The organism is Niveispirillum irakense DSM 11586 (assembly GCF_000429645.1).
GTDB classification, from domain to species: domain Bacteria; phylum Pseudomonadota; class Alphaproteobacteria; order Azospirillales; family Azospirillaceae; genus Niveispirillum; species Niveispirillum irakense.
Map to the genome: position 1 here is coordinate 322,178 of NZ_AUCG01000020.1, position 19,782 is coordinate 341,959.

Below are 19,782 nucleotides of genomic sequence, written 5' to 3' on the forward strand. Positions count from 1 at the left end.
TTAGGGTGAGGGGCCGGTGGTGCGGTTGTAGGCGGAGACGCCTGATGGCCGCCCTGCCGGCCCCGCATCATTTGTTCCAAGGATTGAGGAGAGCCGCCATTTCCGCCCCCCTTCTTTCCCGTCGCGGTATCCTGGCCACGGCCCTGGCATTGCCGGCGGCGGCTGACTTGATCCCTTCCGCCCGCGCAGCCGGGGCCGGGCTGCCGGCGCGTGACGAATTTGCGGTTGGTGACCTGCACCATCTGGATGCGGGCACCATGCATCCGATGTCCAAAGGGGCCAAGGCGGCCATCGGACGCTATCTGGACAGCCGGTCGCTGGATGGCACCAATCCCTATGACCGCAAGCTGGATGAGGATGTTCAGGCCCTGTTCGCCCGGCTGATCAATGCCGATCCGGCGGAAGTGGCCTATGTGCAAAGCACGACGACGGGTGAAAATCTGGTCGTCCAGGCTCTGGACCTTGCCAACCGCAAGGGGCGTATCGTGGTCGATACGCTGCATTTCTTCGGTTCTTTCTATCTTTATCAGGAACTGGCCCGCAAAGGGCTGGACATAGTGTGGCTGAAGGACCGGGACGGGCGCATCCCGTTATCGGACTATAAGGCGGCGATCACGCCGGGCACCTTGTTCGTGGCGGTGTCATCCACCTCCACCATCAACGGCTATCAGGCGGACCTGAAGCGGATCTGTGAGATGGCGCACGCCGTCGGCGCCTATGTTTATGCCGACATCATCCATAGCGCCGGCTGCACGCCCTTTGATGTGAAGGCCAGCGGCGTCGATTTCGCCGCCACCGCCAGCTACAAATGGCTGATGGGGGATTTCGGCCTGGGCTTCCTCTATGTCGCTAAGGATGTGCAGCCTAAACTGACCCGTTCTGTCTTCGGCTATTACCAGTTGGACCAGTTCCAGACCCATCTCTACCCGTTCGATCCGCCGGGGGAGAGCATTGCCGATTATGCGCCCAGCGATGATGCCGGCGGGCTGTTCGCCATCGGCACCCATGCCCATACGGTGGGCGCGCAGCTTAAACATTCCCTGCAGTATCTGCTGGATCTGGGCATCGACCGGATCGAAGCGGCGCGTCAGCCGCTGATTGAAAAGCTGAAGGGGGAACTGCCCAAGCGCGGTTACCAGATGCTGACCCCGCCGGACAGCACGTCGCCGCTTGTCGCCTGCGCCTATCAGGATGCGCGCGCATTGTCGGACCGGCTGGCGGCGCGCAAGGTCAAAATATCGCTGTCGCGCAACCGGTTCCGCCTGTCGGTGGCGGCCTATAACAGCATGGATGATATCGACGCCTTTCTCGATGCTTTGGGGTGAGGGATGGAACGCAGCGACCTGATCGTCATTGATGCCGCCGCCGTAAAGGCGGGGCTGGATTATCCCGGCTGCATCGACATGGTGCGTGAGGCCATGAAGGCCCTGTCGGCGGGCACCACCCGTCAGCTCAACCGCACCATGATCCATATGGGCGAGGGGCGGACCTTCGCGCAGATGCCGGGGTCGCTGGGCGATGAGGATATGTTCGGCGCCAAGCTGATCTCCGTCTTTGCCGATCCGGCCCAGCCGGGACGGCGACGCCATCGCGGCCTTGTCGTGCTGTTTGAACCGGAGCAGGGCCGCCCCGTCTGTGTCGCGGATGCCGAAGAAATCACCCATATCCGCACCGCCGCCGCCACGGCGGTGGCAACCGATGCACTGGCCCGGCCCGATGCGCGGACGCTGCTGCTGATGGGCACGGGCGGGCAGGCGCGTACCCATCTGCGCGCCCTGCCGCTGGTGCGCGCCTTCGACCGGGTGATGATCTGGGGCCGCGATCCGGCCAAGGCGCAGGCCTTGGCGACAGAGGCGAAGGCTGATCTGGGGCTGGCGGCGGAAAGCGTGGATGATCTGCCTGCCGCCGTCGCCGCATCGGATGTGATCTGCACCCTCACCGGGTCGGCCCAGCCGATCCTGTTTGGTGACTGGCTGCGGCCGGGGGTGCATGTGAACATCGTTGGATCATCGGCCCCCGGCCCGGTGGAGGTGGATGCAGCCCTGGTGCAGCGCTGCCGCTACATCGCCGATAGCCGCGCGTCCGTGCTGGTGGCAGGGGCGGAATTCCTGCTTGCCAAGGAACAGGGGCTGGTCGGCGATGACCATATCGCCGCCGAGATCGGGGAGGTGCTGTTGGGCCGGGTGCCGGGCCGCCGCTCCCCCGAGGATATCACCGCCTACAAATCGCTGGGCCATGCCGTGCAGGATCTGGCCGCCGCGTCCCATCTTTACCAAAGGGCTTCCCGCCGATGACATTCTCCCTGCTGCGCGCCGGCCTGATGGCCGGCACCATGATCGCCGGTCTGGTGCTGGCCTCTCCCGCCCTTGCCAAGACAGAGCGGATGAGCGTGATTTCCGGCGGGGAGAAGGTCGGCTTCGTGGAGGCGGAAATTGACGGCGCCAAGGTCGCCATCCGCTATGATGTGAAGAATAATGGTCGCGGGCCCACCATGGCGGAAACGCTGGAACTGGGCCGCGACGGGCTGCCGAAAAGCTGGGCGCTGGATGGCACCGCCACCTTCGGCAGTGCGGTGGAAGAACGGTTCCGCCTGGATGGCAACACCGCCACCTGGAAAGATTCCATGGGGGCCGGCACGGCGGCGTTGAAGGAACCGCATCTCTATATCGGGCAGGCGGCCAGCCCGTGGGCGCTGGGCCTATATGCCCGTGCCTTGTTGAAGGACAAGGATGGCCGCATCCCGGCCTTGCCATCGGGGGAACTGGCGCTGGAAAAGGCCGGCACGGTGGACGTGCCGCAGAAGGGCGGCAAGGCGAAGCCCTATGATGCCTATCTGATCAAGGGCATCGACCTGGAGCCGGCGATCATCCTGCTGGATAAGGATGGCAGCCTGTTTGCCGAAATTTCCGCCACCGGCGTCACGGTGCGCGAAGGGTTTGAAGAGGCGGCAGAAACGCTGCGCCAGGCGGCGGAACGGATCGAGGCGCACCGCTATGTCGATCTGCAGAAGAAGCTGGCCCACCGCTATGATCAGCCGGTGCGCATCCGCAATGTCCGCCTGTATCAGCCGGAAAGCGGTACCCTGTCGGCCCCGGTTTCTGTCGTCAATTTCCGTAACCGCATTGCCTCCATCCAGCCGGCGGACAGCCCGGCGACGGAAGGGGAGGTGATTGTTGATGGCGGTGGCGGCACGCTGATGCCCGGCCTGCATGACATGCACGCCCATGTCAGCCTGCAATCCTCCCTGCTTTATATCGCTGCCGGTGTCACCAGCGTCCGTGACATGGGCAACAGCAACGACTTCCTGCTGAACCTGACGGAACGGATCGAACATGGCGAGGTGGTCGGCCCGCGCATTGTCCGCAACGGTTTCCTGGAAGGGCGCAGCCCTTATTCCGCCCGCAACGGCATTGTCGCGGATAGCGAGGCGGCTGCTGTGGATGCCGTGCGCTGGTACGCCGCCCACGGCTATTGGCAGATCAAGATCTATAATTCCATGAACCCGGCCTGGGTGCCCGCTATTTCCCGGGAAGCGAAGGCGCTGGGGCTGGGTGTGACCGGCCATATCCCGGCCTTCACCAATGCCGATGCCATGATTGCCGCCGGCTATGATGAGGTCACCCATATCAATCAGGTGATGCTGGGCTGGGTGCTGTCACCGGAGGAAGATACGCGCACGCCGCTGCGCCTGACGGCCATGACCCGCACGGCGGGCTTGGACCTTGGCAGCGAGAAGGTGCAGCGGACCCTGAAGGCGATGAAGGAAAAGGGCATCGCCCATGACCCGACCGCCGTGACGCTGGAACTGTTGATGCTGAGCCGCAATGGCGTGGCCTGCCCCTGCGTGGCCGATTATATCGACCATCTGCCCATCGGCATGAAGCGCCGCCGCATGCAGTTGATTGCCCCGGTAAAGGGACCGGAGGATGATGCCGCCTATCAGGGCGGTTTCGCCAAGGTGCTGGAAGTGTTGAAGCTGTTCCACGACAATGGCATCCGGCTGCTGCCCGGCACAGATGATGGCACCGGCCTTTCCGTCCATCGGGAGTTGGAGCTGTACGCCAAGGCCGGCATCCCCACGGCGGATGTGCTGCGGCTGGCCACCCTGGGGCCGGCGGAATATATGCACCAGGACCAGCAGCTTGGCTCCATTGCCAAGGACAAGCTGGCCGATTTCTTCCTGGTGGATGGCAATCCGCTGGAAGAACTGGGTAGCATCCGCCGCATCCGGATGGTGGTGAAGGATGGGGCGATCTATTACCCGTCTGAAATCCTGGACGCGGTTGGCATCAAGCCCTTTGCCGAACCGCCCGCTGTGCAGGTGCCGGCCAACCCTGTCCGCCGCGCCGATGCGGAGCCGCCGGCCCCGCATGACCATTCCCATGAATATGGGGTGCATACGGCCTATTGAGGAAGCTGTCCGCCTGGGGTGGCGCGGTCAGGCGGGTATCAGCCCGTCGCGCGCGGCCCTGCGCACGGCATCTGTCAAGGCATGCAGGGCGCCTGCATGCAGGCGGGTGGCGGTCCAATAGAGTTTGACACCTATGGTCTGGCCGGGCGGCAGTTCCACCAGCCGGCCATCCTGGATATGGGAATGGGCCATGGATACAGGCTGCATGCCCCAGCCCAGACCCGCCAGGGCCAGGTCGAGAAAGCCTTGGGTGGAGGGCACCCAATGGGCGGGTGCTGTCAAGGCGATGCCATACGCGGCCATCGCCCAGCGCGCCTGCAGCCCGTCGCGCCGGTCAAACCGCAGACAGGGGGCAGTGGCCAGCGTGTCGGCGCTGACCCCATTGCTGAAATACCGCGCCATGAAAGCCGGGCTGGCGCAGGCGGCATAGCGCAATTCCCCCAGCAGCATGGTTTTGCAGCCTTGCACCGGCTCCGGGTCCGCCGTTACGGCGGCCAGCACTTCCCCGGCGCGCAACCGGTCGGCTGTATGGCCTTCATCATCCAGGGTCAAATCCAGCAACAGGCCGGTGGCTTCCGCGAAACGGGCGGCGGCGGCGGGAAACCACGTCGCCAGACTATCGGCATTGACGGCGATTTTCAGCGTGGGGATGGCGCTGGCCCCTAGCCCCTGGGGTGACAGGATGGGCGCCAGATCGGCTTCCAGCAATTCCACCTTATCGACATGGGTGCAGAGCGCGCGACCGGTATCGGTGGGGGCGCAGGGCTGGCCGCGCACAACCAGGATTGTGCCCAGCCGTTCCTCCAGCCCGCGCACCCGTTGGGAAATGGCGGACGGGGTGATGCCCAGCCGGGCAGCGGCACGGTCAAAACTGCCCTCCCGGATCACGGCGGCAAGGGCGGAGAGGGAAGCGTAATCCAGCATGGATTAAGCATTGCTTCACCAGCCTTAGAAAAACAAGTTTTACTGAAGTTGGGGCGGACGCTACGCCTGCACCCATGATGATCTTCGACCCCACCCCCTTCCTCACCGGTTTTGCCCTGTCCGCCGCCCTGATCATCGCCATCGGGGCGCAGAACCTGTTCGTGCTGCGCCAGGGGCTGCGGCGGGAACATGTGGGGCCGATTGTCCTGTTCTGTGCGGCGGCTGATGCGCTGTTGATCAGTGCCGGCGTGGCTGGCATCGGCACGATGCTGGGGGCGTTGCCGGTGCTGACCCTGGCCTTGACCCTGGGCGGGGCGGCCTTTCTGGGCTGGTATGGGGTAAAGGCGCTGCGCCGTGTCACCGTCAGTGATGCGATGATCGTCCAGGCGGGCGAGGGCCTGACCCTGGGCCGCGCCCTGGCGGCGGCCGTGGGTTTCACCTTGCTGAACCCGCATGTCTATCTGGACACGGTGCTGTTGATGGGCACGGCGGGGGCGGCGCAGCCGGCAGATGTCCGGCCCTTCTTTGTGGCCGGTGCCATCGCGGCCAGTTTTCTGTGGTTCACATCCCTGGGATATGGCGCCCGGATCTTGGCGCCACTGTTCGCCCGGCCTGTCGCGTGGCGGGTGCTGGATGGGCTGGTGGGGGTGACCATGCTGGTGCTGGCCGGTTCCCTGCTGCTGCGCGCATTTTTACAGGAACCGGCCTGACGGTTTGGTAACGTATTTGATTTTAAGTAGAATCGAAAATGGTTCGCACTCCCGTCACCCCGGCGCAGGCCGGGGTCCAGGGTCACAAGCGCGTTGCTCTACGAAGCTGGACCCCGGCCTGCGCCGGGGTGACGGTGTAGGTTGATTCAACCTAACCCTGGCAAACTCTATGGGGTGATGGCTGCCCGTGTGCGCATCCGCTTCACGATGTAATAGACGGCCCCTACAGCCCCCCAGCAGACCAGCAGGCCATAGGGCCGCCAGTCCGCCTCGAACCCGGCGATGATCAGCACCAGGGCCGAGGCCGCGCCGGTAAAGGCGATGGCAATCTGATGTTTCTTGGCCAGTTTGAAGCCGGCGCGGTCATACAGGTCGGGGTGATGGCGGGTTACCCGTGCCGCCGCGATGCAGATGCAGCCATATTTGCACAGGTTGGGGATGTTCACGGCCAGGAACAGGAAGGTCAGTTCCATCGGCAGCAGCAGGCCGACACAGCCCATGGCAAAGACGGTCAGCAGCGCCATATAGGGCGTCTTCCATTGCGGATGCACCTTGGCCAGCGCCGAGGGCAGCACGCCCGCCCGCGCCATGGCGAAAAGGGAGCGGCTGAACAGGGTGAACAGCGCATTCAGCGACTTGCCGCAGGCGGCCACCGCCGCCACCACGATCAACGGCTTGGCGACCGGACCCATGAATTGGGTTGCGGCATCCAGGATCGGCGCATCGCTGCCCGCCAGCCCGTCACCGCCCAGTACACCCAAAGCCACAATGGCGACGGCCAGATACAGGATGGTGGCGGACCCGATGGACAGGGCAATGCCCAGCGGGATGGTGCGCCGGCTGTTCGACACCTCGTCCCCGGCCTCCGTCGCCGCCTCGATCCCGAAGAACAGGCCGGCCAGCAGGGGGGCTGCCGTCACCACGGCCAGCCAGCCATGGGGGGCGATGGGGGCAATGCGCGACAGGTCCATTTCCGTCGTCGCGCCCCAGCCGATAAAGACCAGGAACAGCAGGACCAGCAGCGTCATCAGCACCTTCTGCACCCGCGACGCGATATGCACGCCGAACAGGTTGGACAGCAGGGCCAGCGCGAACAGCACGAACATGGTCGGCTTGGTCGGCAGCGGGATGATCATGGAAGCATAGCGCACCAGCACCAGCGCCAGCACGACCATGGCCCCCATATTGGCGACGATGCGCAGCCAGGTGATGAAAAAGCCCAGCGTGGGATGGATGAAGCGTGCCGGCCATTCATAAGACGCGCCCGACACCGCCACGGTGGAGCCAAGGAAGGCGTAGGAAATGGCGATCAGAAACATCGGCACGCCGGCGATCAGCACCGATATCAGCATGCCGGGGCCGGCCAGGGCCGAGGCCGGGGCCAGGGCGGAGAAGATGGAAACGCCAACCGCACTGCCCAGGCCCAGCGCCACGACGCCGCCAAGGTCCAGGCTTTTGCGCAGGCCGGCATCGGCCGCCTCCGGGGTGGGGCTTGGGCTGGTCATGGTTTGTCCTTGGGCGCGGTCAGGAAATGGCGGACATCCGCCAGGAATTGACGCCAACTGGCATCATCGGAATAGGCGACATGGCCCGCCGCATAGCGGGTGAACATCATGCGGTCGGCAGGGCCTGTGGATTGGGCGCGCAGATAATCGGCAGCGCCGATGGTGGTGGTCAGGTCATAAAGGCCGGTGCCGACAAACAGGCGGAACTCCGGGTCATCGCGCATCGCCGCCTCCACCGGTGCCATGAAGGGCCAGTCGGTGAAGGGGGAGGGGGCGCCGCCATAATCCCATTCCCCCGTGGGCCGGACCAGCACGCGGTAATCCGCGGCATCGGGCACTTTCAGCCTGTCGGCCAGATAGGTTTGGATGGCCTTGCCATAGAGGTTGGAAACGGGCGTGAAGGCATCCGGTCCCACCGTCGGCCCGGCATCGGCGGGACGCGGCGCGGTATAGCGCGCATCGTAACGGCCGATCACCTTGCCTTCCGCCCGCAGCAACTCCACCCGGAACCGCTCCTTGCTGATGCGCAGGTCATGGGCGCGGTAGAAATCAGCGGAAATGCCGGTAAGGGCCTCCAGCCGATCGGCGATGCGGGCTTTTTCCGCCTCGCCCAGGTCACGGCCTTGAACCAGGGCGGCCAGATAGTCGGTCTTGGCGAAACTTGCCGCTTCATCCGCGATCCTGTCCGGGTCGCAAGCGCGGGGTGTTGCCTTGCCGTGATAGCAGGCGATGGCGGCCAGCGTCGGCAGGGAGACGGTGTATGAGAGGATATTGTCCGGTCGCTGCGCGGTTTCCACCATGTTCAGTGCCTGACCCAGCAGCATCACACCCTTCAGGCGGATGGCGGGCTGGCCCTGGCGCAGCGGGTCCACCATGGCGGCAGCGCGGATGGTGCCATAGCTCTCACCCAGCAGATAGGCCGGTGCATCGGCCCGGCCATTATTCACCAGCCAGGCCCGCACCAATTGGGCATTGGCTTCTGCGTCACCAGCAGCGGAACTATAAAATGCCGGATCGGCCCCGTCCTGGATGCGGGAAAAACCGGTGCCCGGCGGGTCGATGAAGACCAGATCGGCAATATCCAGCAGCAGCGCGTCATTCGCCACCAGAGCGCCGGCATCCGGCACCGGGGCCGTGGGGTCTTGCGGCACGGTCACCCGCATCGGGCCGAACGCGCCCATATGCAGCAGGGAGGAAGCAGAACCCGGCCCGCCATTGAAGATGAACAGGACCGGCCTGTCCTTGGGCGCCTTCGCCCGCAGACGGTAGGCGATATAGCCCGCCGTGGCATCCGGCTTCCCCGGCTGGTGGCCGACGGGTACGGTGCCCACCTCTGCCATGATCGACAAGCTTTTGCCGCCGGCCGTCAGGTGATGTGTGCTGGTGACGGGTTGGGAAAGTTCCGCCCCGGCGGGGGCCGTCAGGGCAAGGGCGATCCCTGTGGCGATCCCCGCCAGCATGCCTTGCATCCGCCTTGCCACCGCCACCCTCCATCCCGATCCAGCAGGCGGCACCATAGGGCAGTTCGCAGGGATAATTGTTGCCGCTTTCCGGCAGTTCGTGAAGTTTTTATGCCAGTTCGCCGGTCAGGCCCGACAGGAAGGGAAAGAATGTCCAACGGTCTCATTCTATCCTTATCGAGATCGGACAGAGCAGGGGCATTGGAACATGCGGGCAAGGATCGCGGGTCTGGCGTTACTGACGGGTCTGGCCTTTGTGCTGCCGGCAGGGGCCGCGGAGCCGACCATGGCGCCCGTGCCAGAGGTGGCAGGCCCCCTCCTGGGGCCGGTGATCAGCCAACATCGGCTGGAATTACCCGGCGCGCCCCTTGCCTATGAGGCACGCTTTGCCGAACGGGAATTGGCAGATGCGGCGGGCAAGCCGCTGGCCACCCTGTCGGCCACCGCCTATCTGCGCCAGCCGCTGGACCTGGCGCGACCCGTTCTGTTCGCTTTCAATGGGGGTCCGGGTGCCTCTTCCTCCCCCCTGCATTTTGGCGCGTTCGGCCCCCGGCTGATTGAACGGGCCGCCGATGGCAGCCGCACCCTGGTGGATAATCCCCACACCCCCCTGGTGGATGCCGATTTGGTCTTTATCGACCCGGTGGGCACGGGTTTCAGCCGCGTGCTGCCCGGTGGCGACGGCCAACCCTTCTGGTCGGTGGATGGCGATGCGCGGGCGGTGTTGGACCTGATCCGCGACTGGCTGCGGGAGAATGGCCGCACCGCGTCCCCGGTCTATATCGCCGGGGAGAGCTATGGCGGCTTCCGGCTGGCGACCCTGGCCAAGGATGCGGGGGATTTGAACCTTGCCGGGCTGATCCTGATCTCCCCCCTGCTGGATGCCAGCGCGTCGGAAGAGGCGGTGGGCAATGACCTGCCGCATATTTTCCGCCTGCCCAGTTACGCGGTGGCCGCGTGGCGGCATGGCAAGGGGAAGGCCAGAAGCGGTGATGTAGTGGCTGTGTTCAACGAGGCCGCCGCCTTCGCTCAGTCCGATTATGCGCTGGCTTTGTTGCAGGGAACGCGCCTGCCGGCGGCGGATCGGCAACGCATTGCCCGCCGGGTGGCGGATTTGACCGGGCTGGATGTGGCAACGGTGCTTGAACAGAATCTGCGTGTGCCAACCGACCTGTTCGTGGATCGGCTGCTGGCCGACAAGGGTTTGCGCGTGGGCCGGCTGGATGCACGGGTGACGGCACCGCTGCCCAAGCAGGAGGTTGCGGGCCGCCCGGCGGCTGCCAATGACCCGTCGCTGGGCTTGGGGCGCAGCAATGTCATCATCTCCGCTCCGGCGACCCGCTATTTCCAGCAGGAACTGGGGCTGCCGGCGGGCCGGGATTATGTATCGCTGACCCTGGATGTGAATTTCCGCTGGGATTTCCGCCCCGCCGGTCAGGGTACGCAATATTACGTCAACCCCACGGCCAATATCGCGGCCTTGCTGCGCGACAAGCCGGGGCTGCGGCTGTTGCTGGTGGGCGGCTATTATGATCTGGCGGTGCCGGTGTTGGCGGCGCGCTATGCCATTGACCATGCTGGCATCCCGCCCGATCGCTTCACGGAAGCGCTGTTCGATGCCGGGCACAGCCCGTTCGAGGGGGAAAGCAACCGCGCCCGGATGAAGGCCATGCTGCAGGGCTTCATCCGGGGGCAGTGAGGCGGCATATCCGGTTCAGAACGCGGTGCCGCGCGGCAGGCCCAGCCGCCGCAGGATCATGGCGGCAGGGCAAAAGCCGGTGATCCCGGCCTGAAGCATATTCACGCCGACAAACAGGGTGAGCAGCAGCCACATATCGCTGACCAGCCAGGCCAGCGCGATGCTGAGCAGCACCATGAAACCGGCAAACGACAGAACGGCCTTATCGACATTCATTTCTCAAGACTCCTTCGATCGCAGGAAGCCTGTCACCGGGCGGGTGACAGGTGGGACAGGACCCAGGCGGCGATGTGTTCTGCCGCCATCAGGCCGGACTGGCGGGCCAGGATTTGCCCGGCTTGGAACAGGATGAGGGTGGGGATTCCCTGTACGCCCAGGCGGGCGGACATTTCCGGCTCCCCATCCACATTCAGCTTCAGCAGCCGGACCTGGGGTTCCAGCAAAGCGGCGGCGCGGTCAAACTGCGGTGCCATCTGGCGGCAGGGGCCGCACCAGGGCGCCCACAGGTCCAGCAGGACGGGCAGGTCACCCCGCGTCAGGTGCTTTTCCAGGGCTGCCGCCGTCACCTCCACCGGCTTTCCGGTGAACAGGGGCTTGTGGCAGGCGCCGCAATTGGCGCCCTTGGCCGGCCGGTCCACTGGGACGCGGTTGATCGCCAGACAGGCGGGACAGACCAGATGGCGGGTGGCGGGATTATCCATCATCCCTCCTTCACCTTTTTGATGTTGAGCCGTTCCATCAGGAAATGTTCGTAGAAAGGTTCCGCCGTGCCGCGCCGGACCTTGTGCAGGAAATATTTCTCGAACCCGATCTTGGCGTAATGCACCCAGCCGCCCTTGGCCGACCAGTTGACATTACGCGGCGGAATTTGCGGCTTCGCGACGAAGGCGACACCGCCATCGCCGAAATCAGCCAGACAGACGGCGTTCAGTGTGGGCACATGCTTGGGCTGCCCGTCGCGCAGCAGGGCGCCGATATTCAGCGCTGTCGCCGTGGCCATGGATTCGATCATGAACCCGGTTTTGGGCACACCCACCGGCACCGGCGTCGGCCCGATGGGCGGCAGGGCCACACAGACACCGATGGCGAAGATATTGGGGAAGGCGGGGTTCTGCTGATATTTGTTGGTCAGGACAAAGCCGCGCGGATTGGTCAGCCCCTCAATCCCCCGGATGGCCGGCACGCCCCGGAAGGCGGGCAGCAGCATGGAAAAGGCAAAGGGAAGATCGTGCGTGCGGGCGATCTGGCCGCCCTCGGCCATTTCCTCCACCAGCATCTGGTCGGGCCGCACCTCCTTCACCCGGGCATTGGTGACCCATTTGATGTGGCGCTGGCGCAGCTCACTTTCCATCATGCCCTTGGTGTCGCCCACCCCATCCAGCCCCAGATGGCCGATATAGGGTTCAGGGGTGACCAGGGTCATCGGCACCCGGTCGCGGATGCCGCGCTTGCGCAGTTCCGTATCCAGCACGAAAGCGAATTCATAGGCCGGGCCAAAGCAGGACGCGCCTTGGGCGGCGCCGATGATCACCGGGCCGGGATCGGCGCACAGTTTCTCAAACGCCGTGAAGGCGTGGGCGGCATGGGCCGTCTGGCAGATGGATTGGGTATGGGCATCGGGGCCAAGGCCCGGCACCTCGTCAAAGGCCAGGTCCGGCCCGGTGGCGATGACCAGATAATCATAGGCAAGGTCGGTTCCGTCGCCCAATGTGATCCGGTTTTCCGTGGGATATACCCGCTCGGCCCCGGCATCAATGAAACGGATATCTTTGCGCGCCATGATGGGGGCCAGATCCACCTCCACATCCGCCTTTTCCCGCCACCCTACGGCCAGCCAGGGGTTGGAAGGGACAAACTGGAAGATCCGGCCCTGGCCGATAACGGTCAGCCGGTCACCGGGGCGGAGTTGGGGCAGCAGTTCATAAGCCATCATGGTCCCGCCAAGCCCGGCACCCAGAACGACAATCTCGGCCATTTCTCAAAACCTCCCTTTTGATCCGGGAACGCGCGTCCCGATGCCATTTCTTCCCTATGATATGCACATAATGATATCTTCTAAAATATGAAGATATATCGCAACTGAGCCGAGAGACATGCGGTCGCTTCATGCCTCATTCGGTTGACGGCGGAAGGGTTCCCGATATACCTTCATATATCTGAATATTTGTTTTTAAGGGATCGGCTCATGATCAAGGAACATTCCCCCGCCACGGTCCAGCAATTGCTGCAAGCGCGCGAGATCCTGCTGGTGGATGTGCGGGAGCCGCAGGAATTTGCGTCTGCGCGCATCCATGGGGCGGTGCTGTTCCCGCTTTCCAGTTTCGATCCTGGCGCCCTGCCGCCGCCGGACAAGGTGCGGGTGATCTTCCATTGCGGGTCGGGCAAACGGTCGGCCATGGCGGTGGCGAAATGCCAGCAGGCCGGCATCAATCATCATGAGCATATGACGGGCGGCATCCAGGGCTGGATGGCAGCGCGCCTGCCCACCATCACGCTGGACCCGGCCAGCGGCGGCGTCATCGACCGCCGGTAAGATCAAGGAAAGCCGCCATGCGCAAGCGCCTGCTGTTCCCGTTTTTGCTCCTCACCCTTGTGGCCGGCCCTGCGCTGGCGGCGGGGGAGAATTTCACCGTCGCGGTGCAGAACCTGCCGGACGAGAAATCCGTCTATGCCACGGTGGAAAGTGTGAATGTCGTGCCAGCGCGTGTGCGCACCGGCGGCACCATCACCGGCCTGTCGGTGCGGGAAGGGGACGCCGTGACGGCAGGTCAGGTGATCGCCACCATCGGGGATGAGAAGCTGGCCTTACAGCAAGGCGCGCTGCAAGCCCAGATCGCCGCCGCCACTGCACAACTGGATCAGGCCCAGGCCGACCTGAAGCGGGGGGAGGAACTGTCCAAAAATGGCTTTATCACCCGCCAGCGCCTGGAGGAATTGCGCACCGCCGCCAATGTGGCCGCCAACAACCTGAAGGCCCGCACGGCGGAGCGCGCCGTTATCGGCCAGCAGATGAATGAAGGCGCGGTGCTGGCCCCCACAGGTGGCCGGGTGTTGAGCGTGCCGGTGACGCTGGGCACGGTGGTGATGCCGGGGGAGGCGGTGGCAACCATCGCGGAGCGCGATTATGTGCTGCGCCTGTCCCTGCCGGAACGCCATGCTACCAGCCTGAAACAGGGTGACCCCGTGCGGCTGGATGCCGGTGACAAGGCCCAGGCCGATGGCAAGGACGGGGCGGGCACCATCACCCTGGTCTATCCCCGCATCAGTGATGGTCGGGTGGAAGCCGATGCCCGGATGGAAGGGCTGGGCGATTATCATGTCGGCCAGCGGGTGCGTGTCTGGGTGCCGACCGGCGCCCGCCCGACGATCATCGTGCCGGCCCGCTATCTGACCACCCGCTTCGGGATGGACTATGCCCATCTGCGGCAAGCTGATGGCAGCGTAGCGGACGTGCCGGTGCAGCGGGGCCAGAAGCGGCCACTGCCCGGCCTGCCGGAAGGGATCGAAATCCTGTCCGGCCTCACCCAAGGCGATATCATGGTGCAGCCATGAAGTTGGGACTTTCCGGTCATCTGACGCGGGCCACCATCCGGTCGCCGCTGACGCCTTTGTTCCTGCTGGCCTCCCTGGTTGCCGGCCTGATTGCCCTGGCCGTGATCCCGCGGGAGGAGGAGCCGCAGATCAGCGTGCCCATGGTCGATATCATGGTCGCCGCCGATGGGCTGAAGGCGCCGGACGCGGTGGAACTGGTGACCAAGCCGCTGGAAGCCATCGTCAAGGGTATCAATGGCGTGGATCACGTCTATAGCCAGACGGAGGATGACCGCGTCATGGTGACGGCGCGGTTCAAGGTCGGTACGAATGAGGATGATGCCATCCTGCGCGTGCATGCCAAGATCCGTGCCCATATGGGGGAAATTCCCGTCGGCATTCCGGAGCCCTCCATTATCGGGCGCGGCATCAATGATGTTGCCATCGTCACGCTGACCTTGTCGGCGGAACCGGGGATGCAGGACCGCTGGCATGACCGCGACCTGGGCAAGCTGGCGGAGAAGCTGCGCACGGAGCTGATCAAGGTACCCGATATTGGCCCGACATATCTTTCAGGCCGGGTGAATGAACAGGTGCGGGTGGAGCCCGACCCGGAAAAGCTGGCCCTTTACGGCATTACGCTGGAGCAGTTGACCGCCAAGCTGACGGGCGCCAACCGGTCTTTCCTGGCTGGGCGGCTGCTGGATAGTGGGCAGAGTGTGACGATTGCGGCGGGGCAGACGCTGGAAGGCGTGCCCGATATCGGCCTGCTGCTGCTGACCAGCCGTGACAACCGCCCGGTCTATGTGCGGGATGTCGCCAAGGTCGTGCTGGATAGCGCCCCGCTGGATCAGTCCGCCTGGACCCAGGTGCGCGATGACAAGGGCGCCTGGACGCGCAGCCCCGCCGTCACCATCGCCCTGGCCAAACGTGCCGGGGCCAATGCCGTGGTGGTGGCCGATGCCATCCTGGAGCGGGTGGACAGTCTGCGCGGACGGTTGATCCCCGACGGGGTGCGGGTGGAGGTGACGCGCAATTACGGCCAGACCGCATCGGAAAAGGCCGATGAACTGCTGTTCCATCTGGGGCTGGCCACCTTGTCCATCGTGGCGCTGATCTGGTTTGCCATTGGCCGGCGGGAGGCGCTGGTGACGCTGGTCGTCATCCCCGTCACCATCCTGATGACCCTCTTCGCCGCCCATCTGATGGGCTATACGATCAACCGGGTCAGCCTGTTCGCCCTGATCTTCGCCATCGGCATCCTGGTCGATGATGCCATTGTGGTGGTGGAGAATATCGCCCGCCATTGGGCCATGAAGGATGGGCGCGACCGGTTGACCGCCGCCGTGGAGGCGGTGGCGGAGGTGGGCAACCCCACCATCGTTGCCACTCTGACCGTGATTGCGGCCTTGCTGCCCATGCTGTTCGTGTCGGGCATGATGGGCCCCTATATGGCCCCCATCCCGGTCAACGCGTCGGCGGCCATGCTGTTCAGCTTCTTCGCCGCCATGGTGCTGGCCCCCTGGCTGATGCTGAAACTGACGGGCAAGGGCGGGGCTGGCGCTGGGCATGGGGAGGCGCATGATGGCGGGCCGCTGGGCCGGCTTTACCGCCGGGTGGCGACACAGCTGCTCTCTTCCCGCCGTCATGCCGGGCGCTTCCTGGCGGTTGTGGGGCTGGCGACGGTCGCAGCATTGGGGCTGTTTGCCAGCAAAAGCGTGACCGTGAAGCTGCTGCCTTTCGACAATAAATCTGAATTGTCGATCCAGGTGAACCTGCCGCGCGGGTCCAGCCTGGAACAGACACAGCGCCTGCTGTTCCAGGCCGCGGATATTGCCGGCACACTGCCGGAACTGCACTCCGCCCAGATTTATGCCGGCACGGCGGCCCCGTTCAATTTCAACGGGCTGGTGCGACACAGCTTCCTGCGTGCCAGCCCGGAACTGGGCGAGGTGCAGATCAATCTGGCACCCAAGGAGGAGCGCGACCGCGCCAGCCACGATATCGCCCTGGATTTGCGCGCCCGGCTGCTGGCGGGCCTGGCGCTGCCGGAAGGCACCAGCCTGAAGGTGGTGGAGGTGCCGCCCGGCCCGCCGGTGATGGCAACCCTGCTGGCGGAAATCTACGGTCCCGATGCCGCCACACGGCGTGCCGTGGCGGGGGAGGTGCGCAAGCTGTTCGCCACCATTCCCTTCATCACCGATATTGATGACAGCTATGGCACGCCCCAGCCGCGCCTGCGCATCGCCATCGACCAGGAACGCTTGGAATATTACGGGGTGGAGCAGGCGGCTGTTTATGATGCGCTGGCTGGCATCCTGGGCACCAGCCGGCTAGGCTATTCCCATCGCGGGGAGGAACGCTATCCGCTGGATATCGCCATCGCCCTGCCCAAGGAAGACCGGGCCTGGACAGCGCGGCTGGCCGCCACGCCGGTGCCGGCCAACGCCATCCCCGGATCAAACCGGGTGGTGGAGTTGGGTGAACTTGTCCACGTGACGCGGGAGGAGGGCACCCCCGTCCTGTTCCGCCGCGACGGCTATTTCGCCGACATGGTGACGGCGGAACTGGCGGGCCGGTATGAGGCGCCGATCTATGGCATGGGGGCGGTGGCCGATGCCATCGACGCCCATGATTGGGGTGGGTTGCCCAAACCCACCATCGCGCTGGCCGGCCAGCCGGCGGATGAAAGCACGCCCACCCTGTTGTGGGACGGGGAATGGGAGGTCACCTATGTCACGTTCCGCGACATGGGGGCCGCCTTCGGCGTGGCGATCTTGGGCATCTATGTGCTGGTGGTGGCGCAGTTCCGCAGTTTCAAGCTGCCACTGGTGATCCTGACCCCCATTCCGCTGACGCTGCTGGGCATCATGCTGGGCCATTGGCTGATGGGGGCGGCCTTCACCGCCACTTCCATGATCGGCTTCATCGCGCTGGCCGGCATCATCGTGCGCAATTCCATCCTGCTGGTGGATTTCATCCGCCACGGGGCGGGCAAGGGCCATACGCTGCGGGAAGTTCTGCTGGAAGCCGGGGCGGTACGCTTCAAGCCGATCCTGCTGACGGCGCTGGCCGCCATGATCGGGGCCGCGACCATCCTGACCGATCCGATCTTCCAGGGGCTGGCCGTGTCCCTGCTGTTCGGGCTGGCATCTTCCACCCTGCTGACGGTGCTGGTGATCCCGGCCCTTTACGTGGTGCTGCGTGATGCGGATACGGTGGTATGATTTTGCGCCATGGCGGGGTCAGCGGGCCCCGCCATTGACGTTGCCCCCTCCGGCTTTTATCTCAAGGGCATGAATATGGAAGAGATGCAGGCCAACGCCGACCGTGCCGTGGATCTGTTAAAGTCGCTGGGAAACCGCAGCCGGCTGATGATCCTGTGCCAGTTGCTGGAAGGCGAACGTTCCGTCGGCGACCTGGCCCAGCGCATCGCCCTGCGCGACACCGCCGTATCCCAGCAACTGGCCTTGCTGCGCAAGGACGGGCTGGTAAGGGCCCGCCGCGATGGCCAGACCATCTATTACGCCCTTTCCAGCCCGGAAGCGGAAAAGGTGATCATGACGCTCTACGGCATTTACTGTGCCGATCCGGGGGCGGGGGATTGCGCTACTGCATGAAGACAGGTGGGTGGGCTTAGAGTTTGTCAGGTTTAACTGGAATCGGACATTGTCCTCACTTCCGTCACCCCGGCGAAGGCCGGGGTCCAGTTTCGTAAAGCAAAGAGCTTGTGATTCTGGACCCCGGCCTTCGCCGGGGTGACGGTGGAGGTTGATCCAACCTAAGCCTGACAAACACCAGCCCCCCTTACAGCTTGCAGGCTGCATCCTTCGTGCCCGCTACCCTTTCCCAGCGATAGGCCGGGGCTTCTTCTCCGCGCGGCAGATAGGTTATGGTCTGTTCCTGGCCGTTGCGGCGGACACGCAGCACCATGGGTAAGGACGGGTCGGCGCGCAGCAGTTTCAGGGCCGTCATGGACAGGATCGTATCATCCTCCTGCACGCCGGCCTTGGCGGCGGCTGTGCCGGGGCGCAGGTTCTTCACCACGCCCAGGCGCATCTCGTCAAACCCCAGCTCAAACGCTTGGGTGACGGTGGGAACGGCTTGATAGCAGGGCGCGAAGCTGGCCTTCGGCATCACCAGAGGCTGTCCTGCCACCATGGCATCGAAGGCGGCCTTGGCATCGGGGCCTAGCTCCCGCACCACCATTTCCACCCATTGCGCGTTGCCAATCTTCTCACCCGCGCGCTGGCGGCGCAGCACTTCCAGCACCAGATCATCCAGGGAGCGTTTGCCGCCGGATGCGGCGCGCATCTGCGTGTCCACCTGGATCAGATAGAGAAAGCCGCGCCCATAGGGGATTTTCTGGGCGCGCGCATCGCTCCAGTATTTTTCCCCTGCCGCCTTGTTGGACAGGGTGCGATAGGGATTGCCATAATAGGACAGGGCATGGGCATTGATCACCGACAGGAACTTGTCATGGTCGATGATGCCGGCGCGCAGGGCCAGGATGGCGGCGTAATATTCCGCCGTGCCTTCGGTGTACCAGGAGGTTTCGGCATGATCCTCCTCCCCATTCAGCTTCGGCCAATTATGCGCCATCTCGTGCGCCAGCAGCATGTCCGGCCCTTCGGCGATGGTGTTGCCATCGCTGCCATAGCCGAACATGAAGGATTTGGCCAAGGCGGTGCCGCCGCCCGCCGGATAGGGGTTGGCGCGCATGAAGATGCGGTAGGGCGCACCCTCATCCTCAAAAAAGCGCGACATGTAATGATAAAGTTTCTCTGTCTTGACGGCCAGCGCCTCCGGGTCAAAGGGCGGCTGGCTTAACCAGTAGAAACCGTAATCGCCCTTGCCATCCGCGGGCAGGCTTTTCACCGGCCCGGCGGCATAGAAGGAGAAGGCCAGCATATCGGCCGGACCCACGGTTTCCTGCGCCCCTTCGCCCAGGCTCCAGATCCCGCGCGATCCGGCGGGCATGCTGGACAAATCCCATTTCAGGGCGATGCGGTAGGGTTCCTTGCGGGTCGGCAAGGCGTAGAAATAAACACCAGCCCCGATCACGCCGCCAGCCTCGGCGCGCAGGTCGAACAGGGGGCCGTTGCGGGTTTCCGCATTCACGGGCCGGGGCGGCCCGGCATAGCGGACGGTGACATCCCCCACCGTATCCCGCTCTACGGTCCATTGCCGGTAGACACCGGTCGGCGTCGGCTCCTCCTCCACTGCCGTCAGGATCAAGGCGCCCTTGTCGTCCTGCGCGGTGATGGCGGCGGTGTCATAGCGGGCGGTGGGGGTGGAAACCAGGGTCAGCGGCATGCGCAGCAATGCCTCTCCTGCCTTCACCGCCGGCTGGCCGATGCGCAGGGTCACACCCATCCGGTCCACAATGCCGCCGCTGGCGTGCGGGGCCAGCACCACATCCAGGGGCGGCAGGCTGTCAGGACCGGACGCCCTGGCTGCGATGGTGGCCGTTCCCGCCAGCAGGGCTGCAAGCAGGGTGGTTCGGGCAAGGCGTGTGACTGACATCCGGTCCTCCGTATCC

At 64.6% G+C, this 19,782-nt stretch carries 16 protein-coding genes; 9 read left to right on the forward strand and 7 right to left on the reverse strand.

Going from position 1 to position 19,782, the window contains the following annotated elements:
* The first annotated feature begins 44 nt into the window (after positions 1-44).
* Genes G473_RS0108515 through G473_RS25880 form a run of 3 tightly spaced genes read left to right on the forward strand, consistent with a single transcriptional unit; the run spans position 45 to position 4,411 of the window.
* Entirely contained in the window at positions 45-1,325 is a 1,281-nt protein-coding gene (locus tag G473_RS0108515; RefSeq protein ID WP_084437790.1) for an aminotransferase class V-fold PLP-dependent enzyme, read from the forward strand.
* A 3-nt stretch (positions 1,326-1,328) separates the two neighbouring features.
* Complete coding sequence (locus G473_RS0108520; RefSeq protein ID WP_029012751.1) at positions 1,329-2,294, forward strand: ornithine cyclodeaminase family protein; 966 nt, start codon at positions 1,329-1,331, stop codon at positions 2,292-2,294.
* The gene (locus tag G473_RS25880) at positions 2,291-4,411 is read left to right on the forward strand and encodes an amidohydrolase family protein (RefSeq protein ID WP_051330041.1); all 2,121 of its coding nucleotides are present in this window, start codon (positions 2,291-2,293) and stop codon (positions 4,409-4,411) included. The genes G473_RS0108520 and G473_RS25880 overlap by 4 nt, the downstream gene beginning before the upstream one ends.
* 27 nt (positions 4,412-4,438) lie before the next feature.
* Here G473_RS25880 and G473_RS0108530 read toward each other — a convergent pair whose 3' ends face one another.
* Positions 4,439-5,335: a LysR family transcriptional regulator ArgP gene (locus G473_RS0108530; protein ID WP_029012752.1), complete on the reverse strand. Its 897-nt coding sequence runs from the start codon at positions 5,333-5,335 to the stop codon at positions 4,439-4,441.
* A 74-nt stretch (positions 5,336-5,409) separates the two neighbouring features.
* Between G473_RS0108530 and G473_RS0108535 the strand changes: the two genes are divergently transcribed.
* On the forward strand, positions 5,410-6,045 hold the full coding sequence (locus tag G473_RS0108535) for a LysE/ArgO family amino acid transporter (RefSeq protein WP_210163256.1): 636 nt from the start codon (positions 5,410-5,412) through the stop codon (positions 6,043-6,045).
* A gap of 167 nt (positions 6,046-6,212) precedes the next feature.
* Here the strand turns inward: G473_RS0108535 and G473_RS0108540 are convergent, their stop codons facing one another.
* Positions 6,213-7,550: an APC family permease gene (locus tag G473_RS0108540; RefSeq protein WP_029012754.1), complete on the reverse strand. Its 1,338-nt coding sequence runs from the start codon at positions 7,548-7,550 to the stop codon at positions 6,213-6,215.
* Entirely contained in the window at positions 7,547-9,031 is a 1,485-nt protein-coding gene (locus G473_RS0108545; RefSeq protein ID WP_210163257.1) for a S10 family peptidase, read from the reverse strand. The genes G473_RS0108540 and G473_RS0108545 overlap by 4 nt, the downstream gene beginning before the upstream one ends.
* 187 nt (positions 9,032-9,218) lie before the next feature.
* On the opposite strand from G473_RS0108545, the gene G473_RS25885 reads away from it, so the two are divergent.
* Positions 9,219-10,709, forward strand: coding sequence for a S10 family peptidase (locus G473_RS25885; RefSeq protein ID WP_051330042.1), 1,491 nt, complete (start codon positions 9,219-9,221; stop codon positions 10,707-10,709).
* A gap of 15 nt (positions 10,710-10,724) precedes the next feature.
* Here G473_RS25885 and G473_RS0108555 read toward each other — a convergent pair whose 3' ends face one another.
* Genes G473_RS0108555 through G473_RS0108565 form a run of 3 tightly spaced genes read right to left on the reverse strand, consistent with a single transcriptional unit; the run spans position 10,725 to position 12,684 of the window.
* Positions 10,725-10,925: a YgaP family membrane protein gene (locus G473_RS0108555; protein WP_029012756.1), complete on the reverse strand. Its 201-nt coding sequence runs from the start codon at positions 10,923-10,925 to the stop codon at positions 10,725-10,727.
* A gap of 32 nt (positions 10,926-10,957) precedes the next feature.
* A complete protein-coding gene (gene trxC / locus G473_RS0108560; protein WP_029012757.1) occupies positions 10,958-11,413 on the reverse strand; it encodes a thioredoxin TrxC in 456 nt (151 codons plus the stop codon).
* A complete protein-coding gene (locus G473_RS0108565) occupies positions 11,410-12,684 on the reverse strand; it encodes an NAD(P)/FAD-dependent oxidoreductase (protein ID WP_029012758.1) in 1,275 nt (424 codons plus the stop codon). The genes trxC and G473_RS0108565 overlap by 4 nt, the downstream gene beginning before the upstream one ends.
* Before the next feature lie 210 nt (positions 12,685-12,894).
* On the opposite strand from G473_RS0108565, the gene G473_RS0108570 reads away from it, so the two are divergent.
* The 4 genes from G473_RS0108570 to G473_RS0108585 are packed head-to-tail and all read left to right on the forward strand — an operon-like array spanning position 12,895 to position 17,860.
* Entirely contained in the window at positions 12,895-13,242 is a 348-nt protein-coding gene (locus G473_RS0108570; protein WP_035706079.1) for a rhodanese-like domain-containing protein, read from the forward strand.
* Between the two features lie 17 nt (positions 13,243-13,259).
* The gene (locus tag G473_RS0108575; protein ID WP_035706082.1) at positions 13,260-14,261 is read left to right on the forward strand and encodes an efflux RND transporter periplasmic adaptor subunit; all 1,002 of its coding nucleotides are present in this window, start codon (positions 13,260-13,262) and stop codon (positions 14,259-14,261) included.
* Positions 14,258-17,467 carry an efflux RND transporter permease subunit gene (locus G473_RS0108580; protein WP_029012761.1) on the forward strand — a complete coding sequence of 1,070 codons (3,210 nt, stop codon included), beginning with the start codon at positions 14,258-14,260 and terminating at the stop codon, positions 17,465-17,467. Before G473_RS0108575 ends, G473_RS0108580 begins: the two co-directional genes overlap by 4 nt.
* A 9-nt stretch (positions 17,468-17,476) precedes the next feature.
* Positions 17,477-17,860 (forward strand): ArsR/SmtB family transcription factor, encoded by a 384-nt coding sequence (locus G473_RS0108585; RefSeq protein WP_245580014.1) that lies wholly within the window; start codon positions 17,477-17,479, stop codon positions 17,858-17,860.
* 187 nt (positions 17,861-18,047) lie between these two features.
* Here the strand turns inward: G473_RS0108585 and G473_RS0108590 are convergent, their stop codons facing one another.
* On the reverse strand, positions 18,048-19,766 hold the full coding sequence (locus G473_RS0108590) for a M61 family metallopeptidase (protein ID WP_029012763.1): 1,719 nt from the start codon (positions 19,764-19,766) through the stop codon (positions 18,048-18,050).
* Positions 19,767-19,782 lie beyond the last annotated feature (16 nt).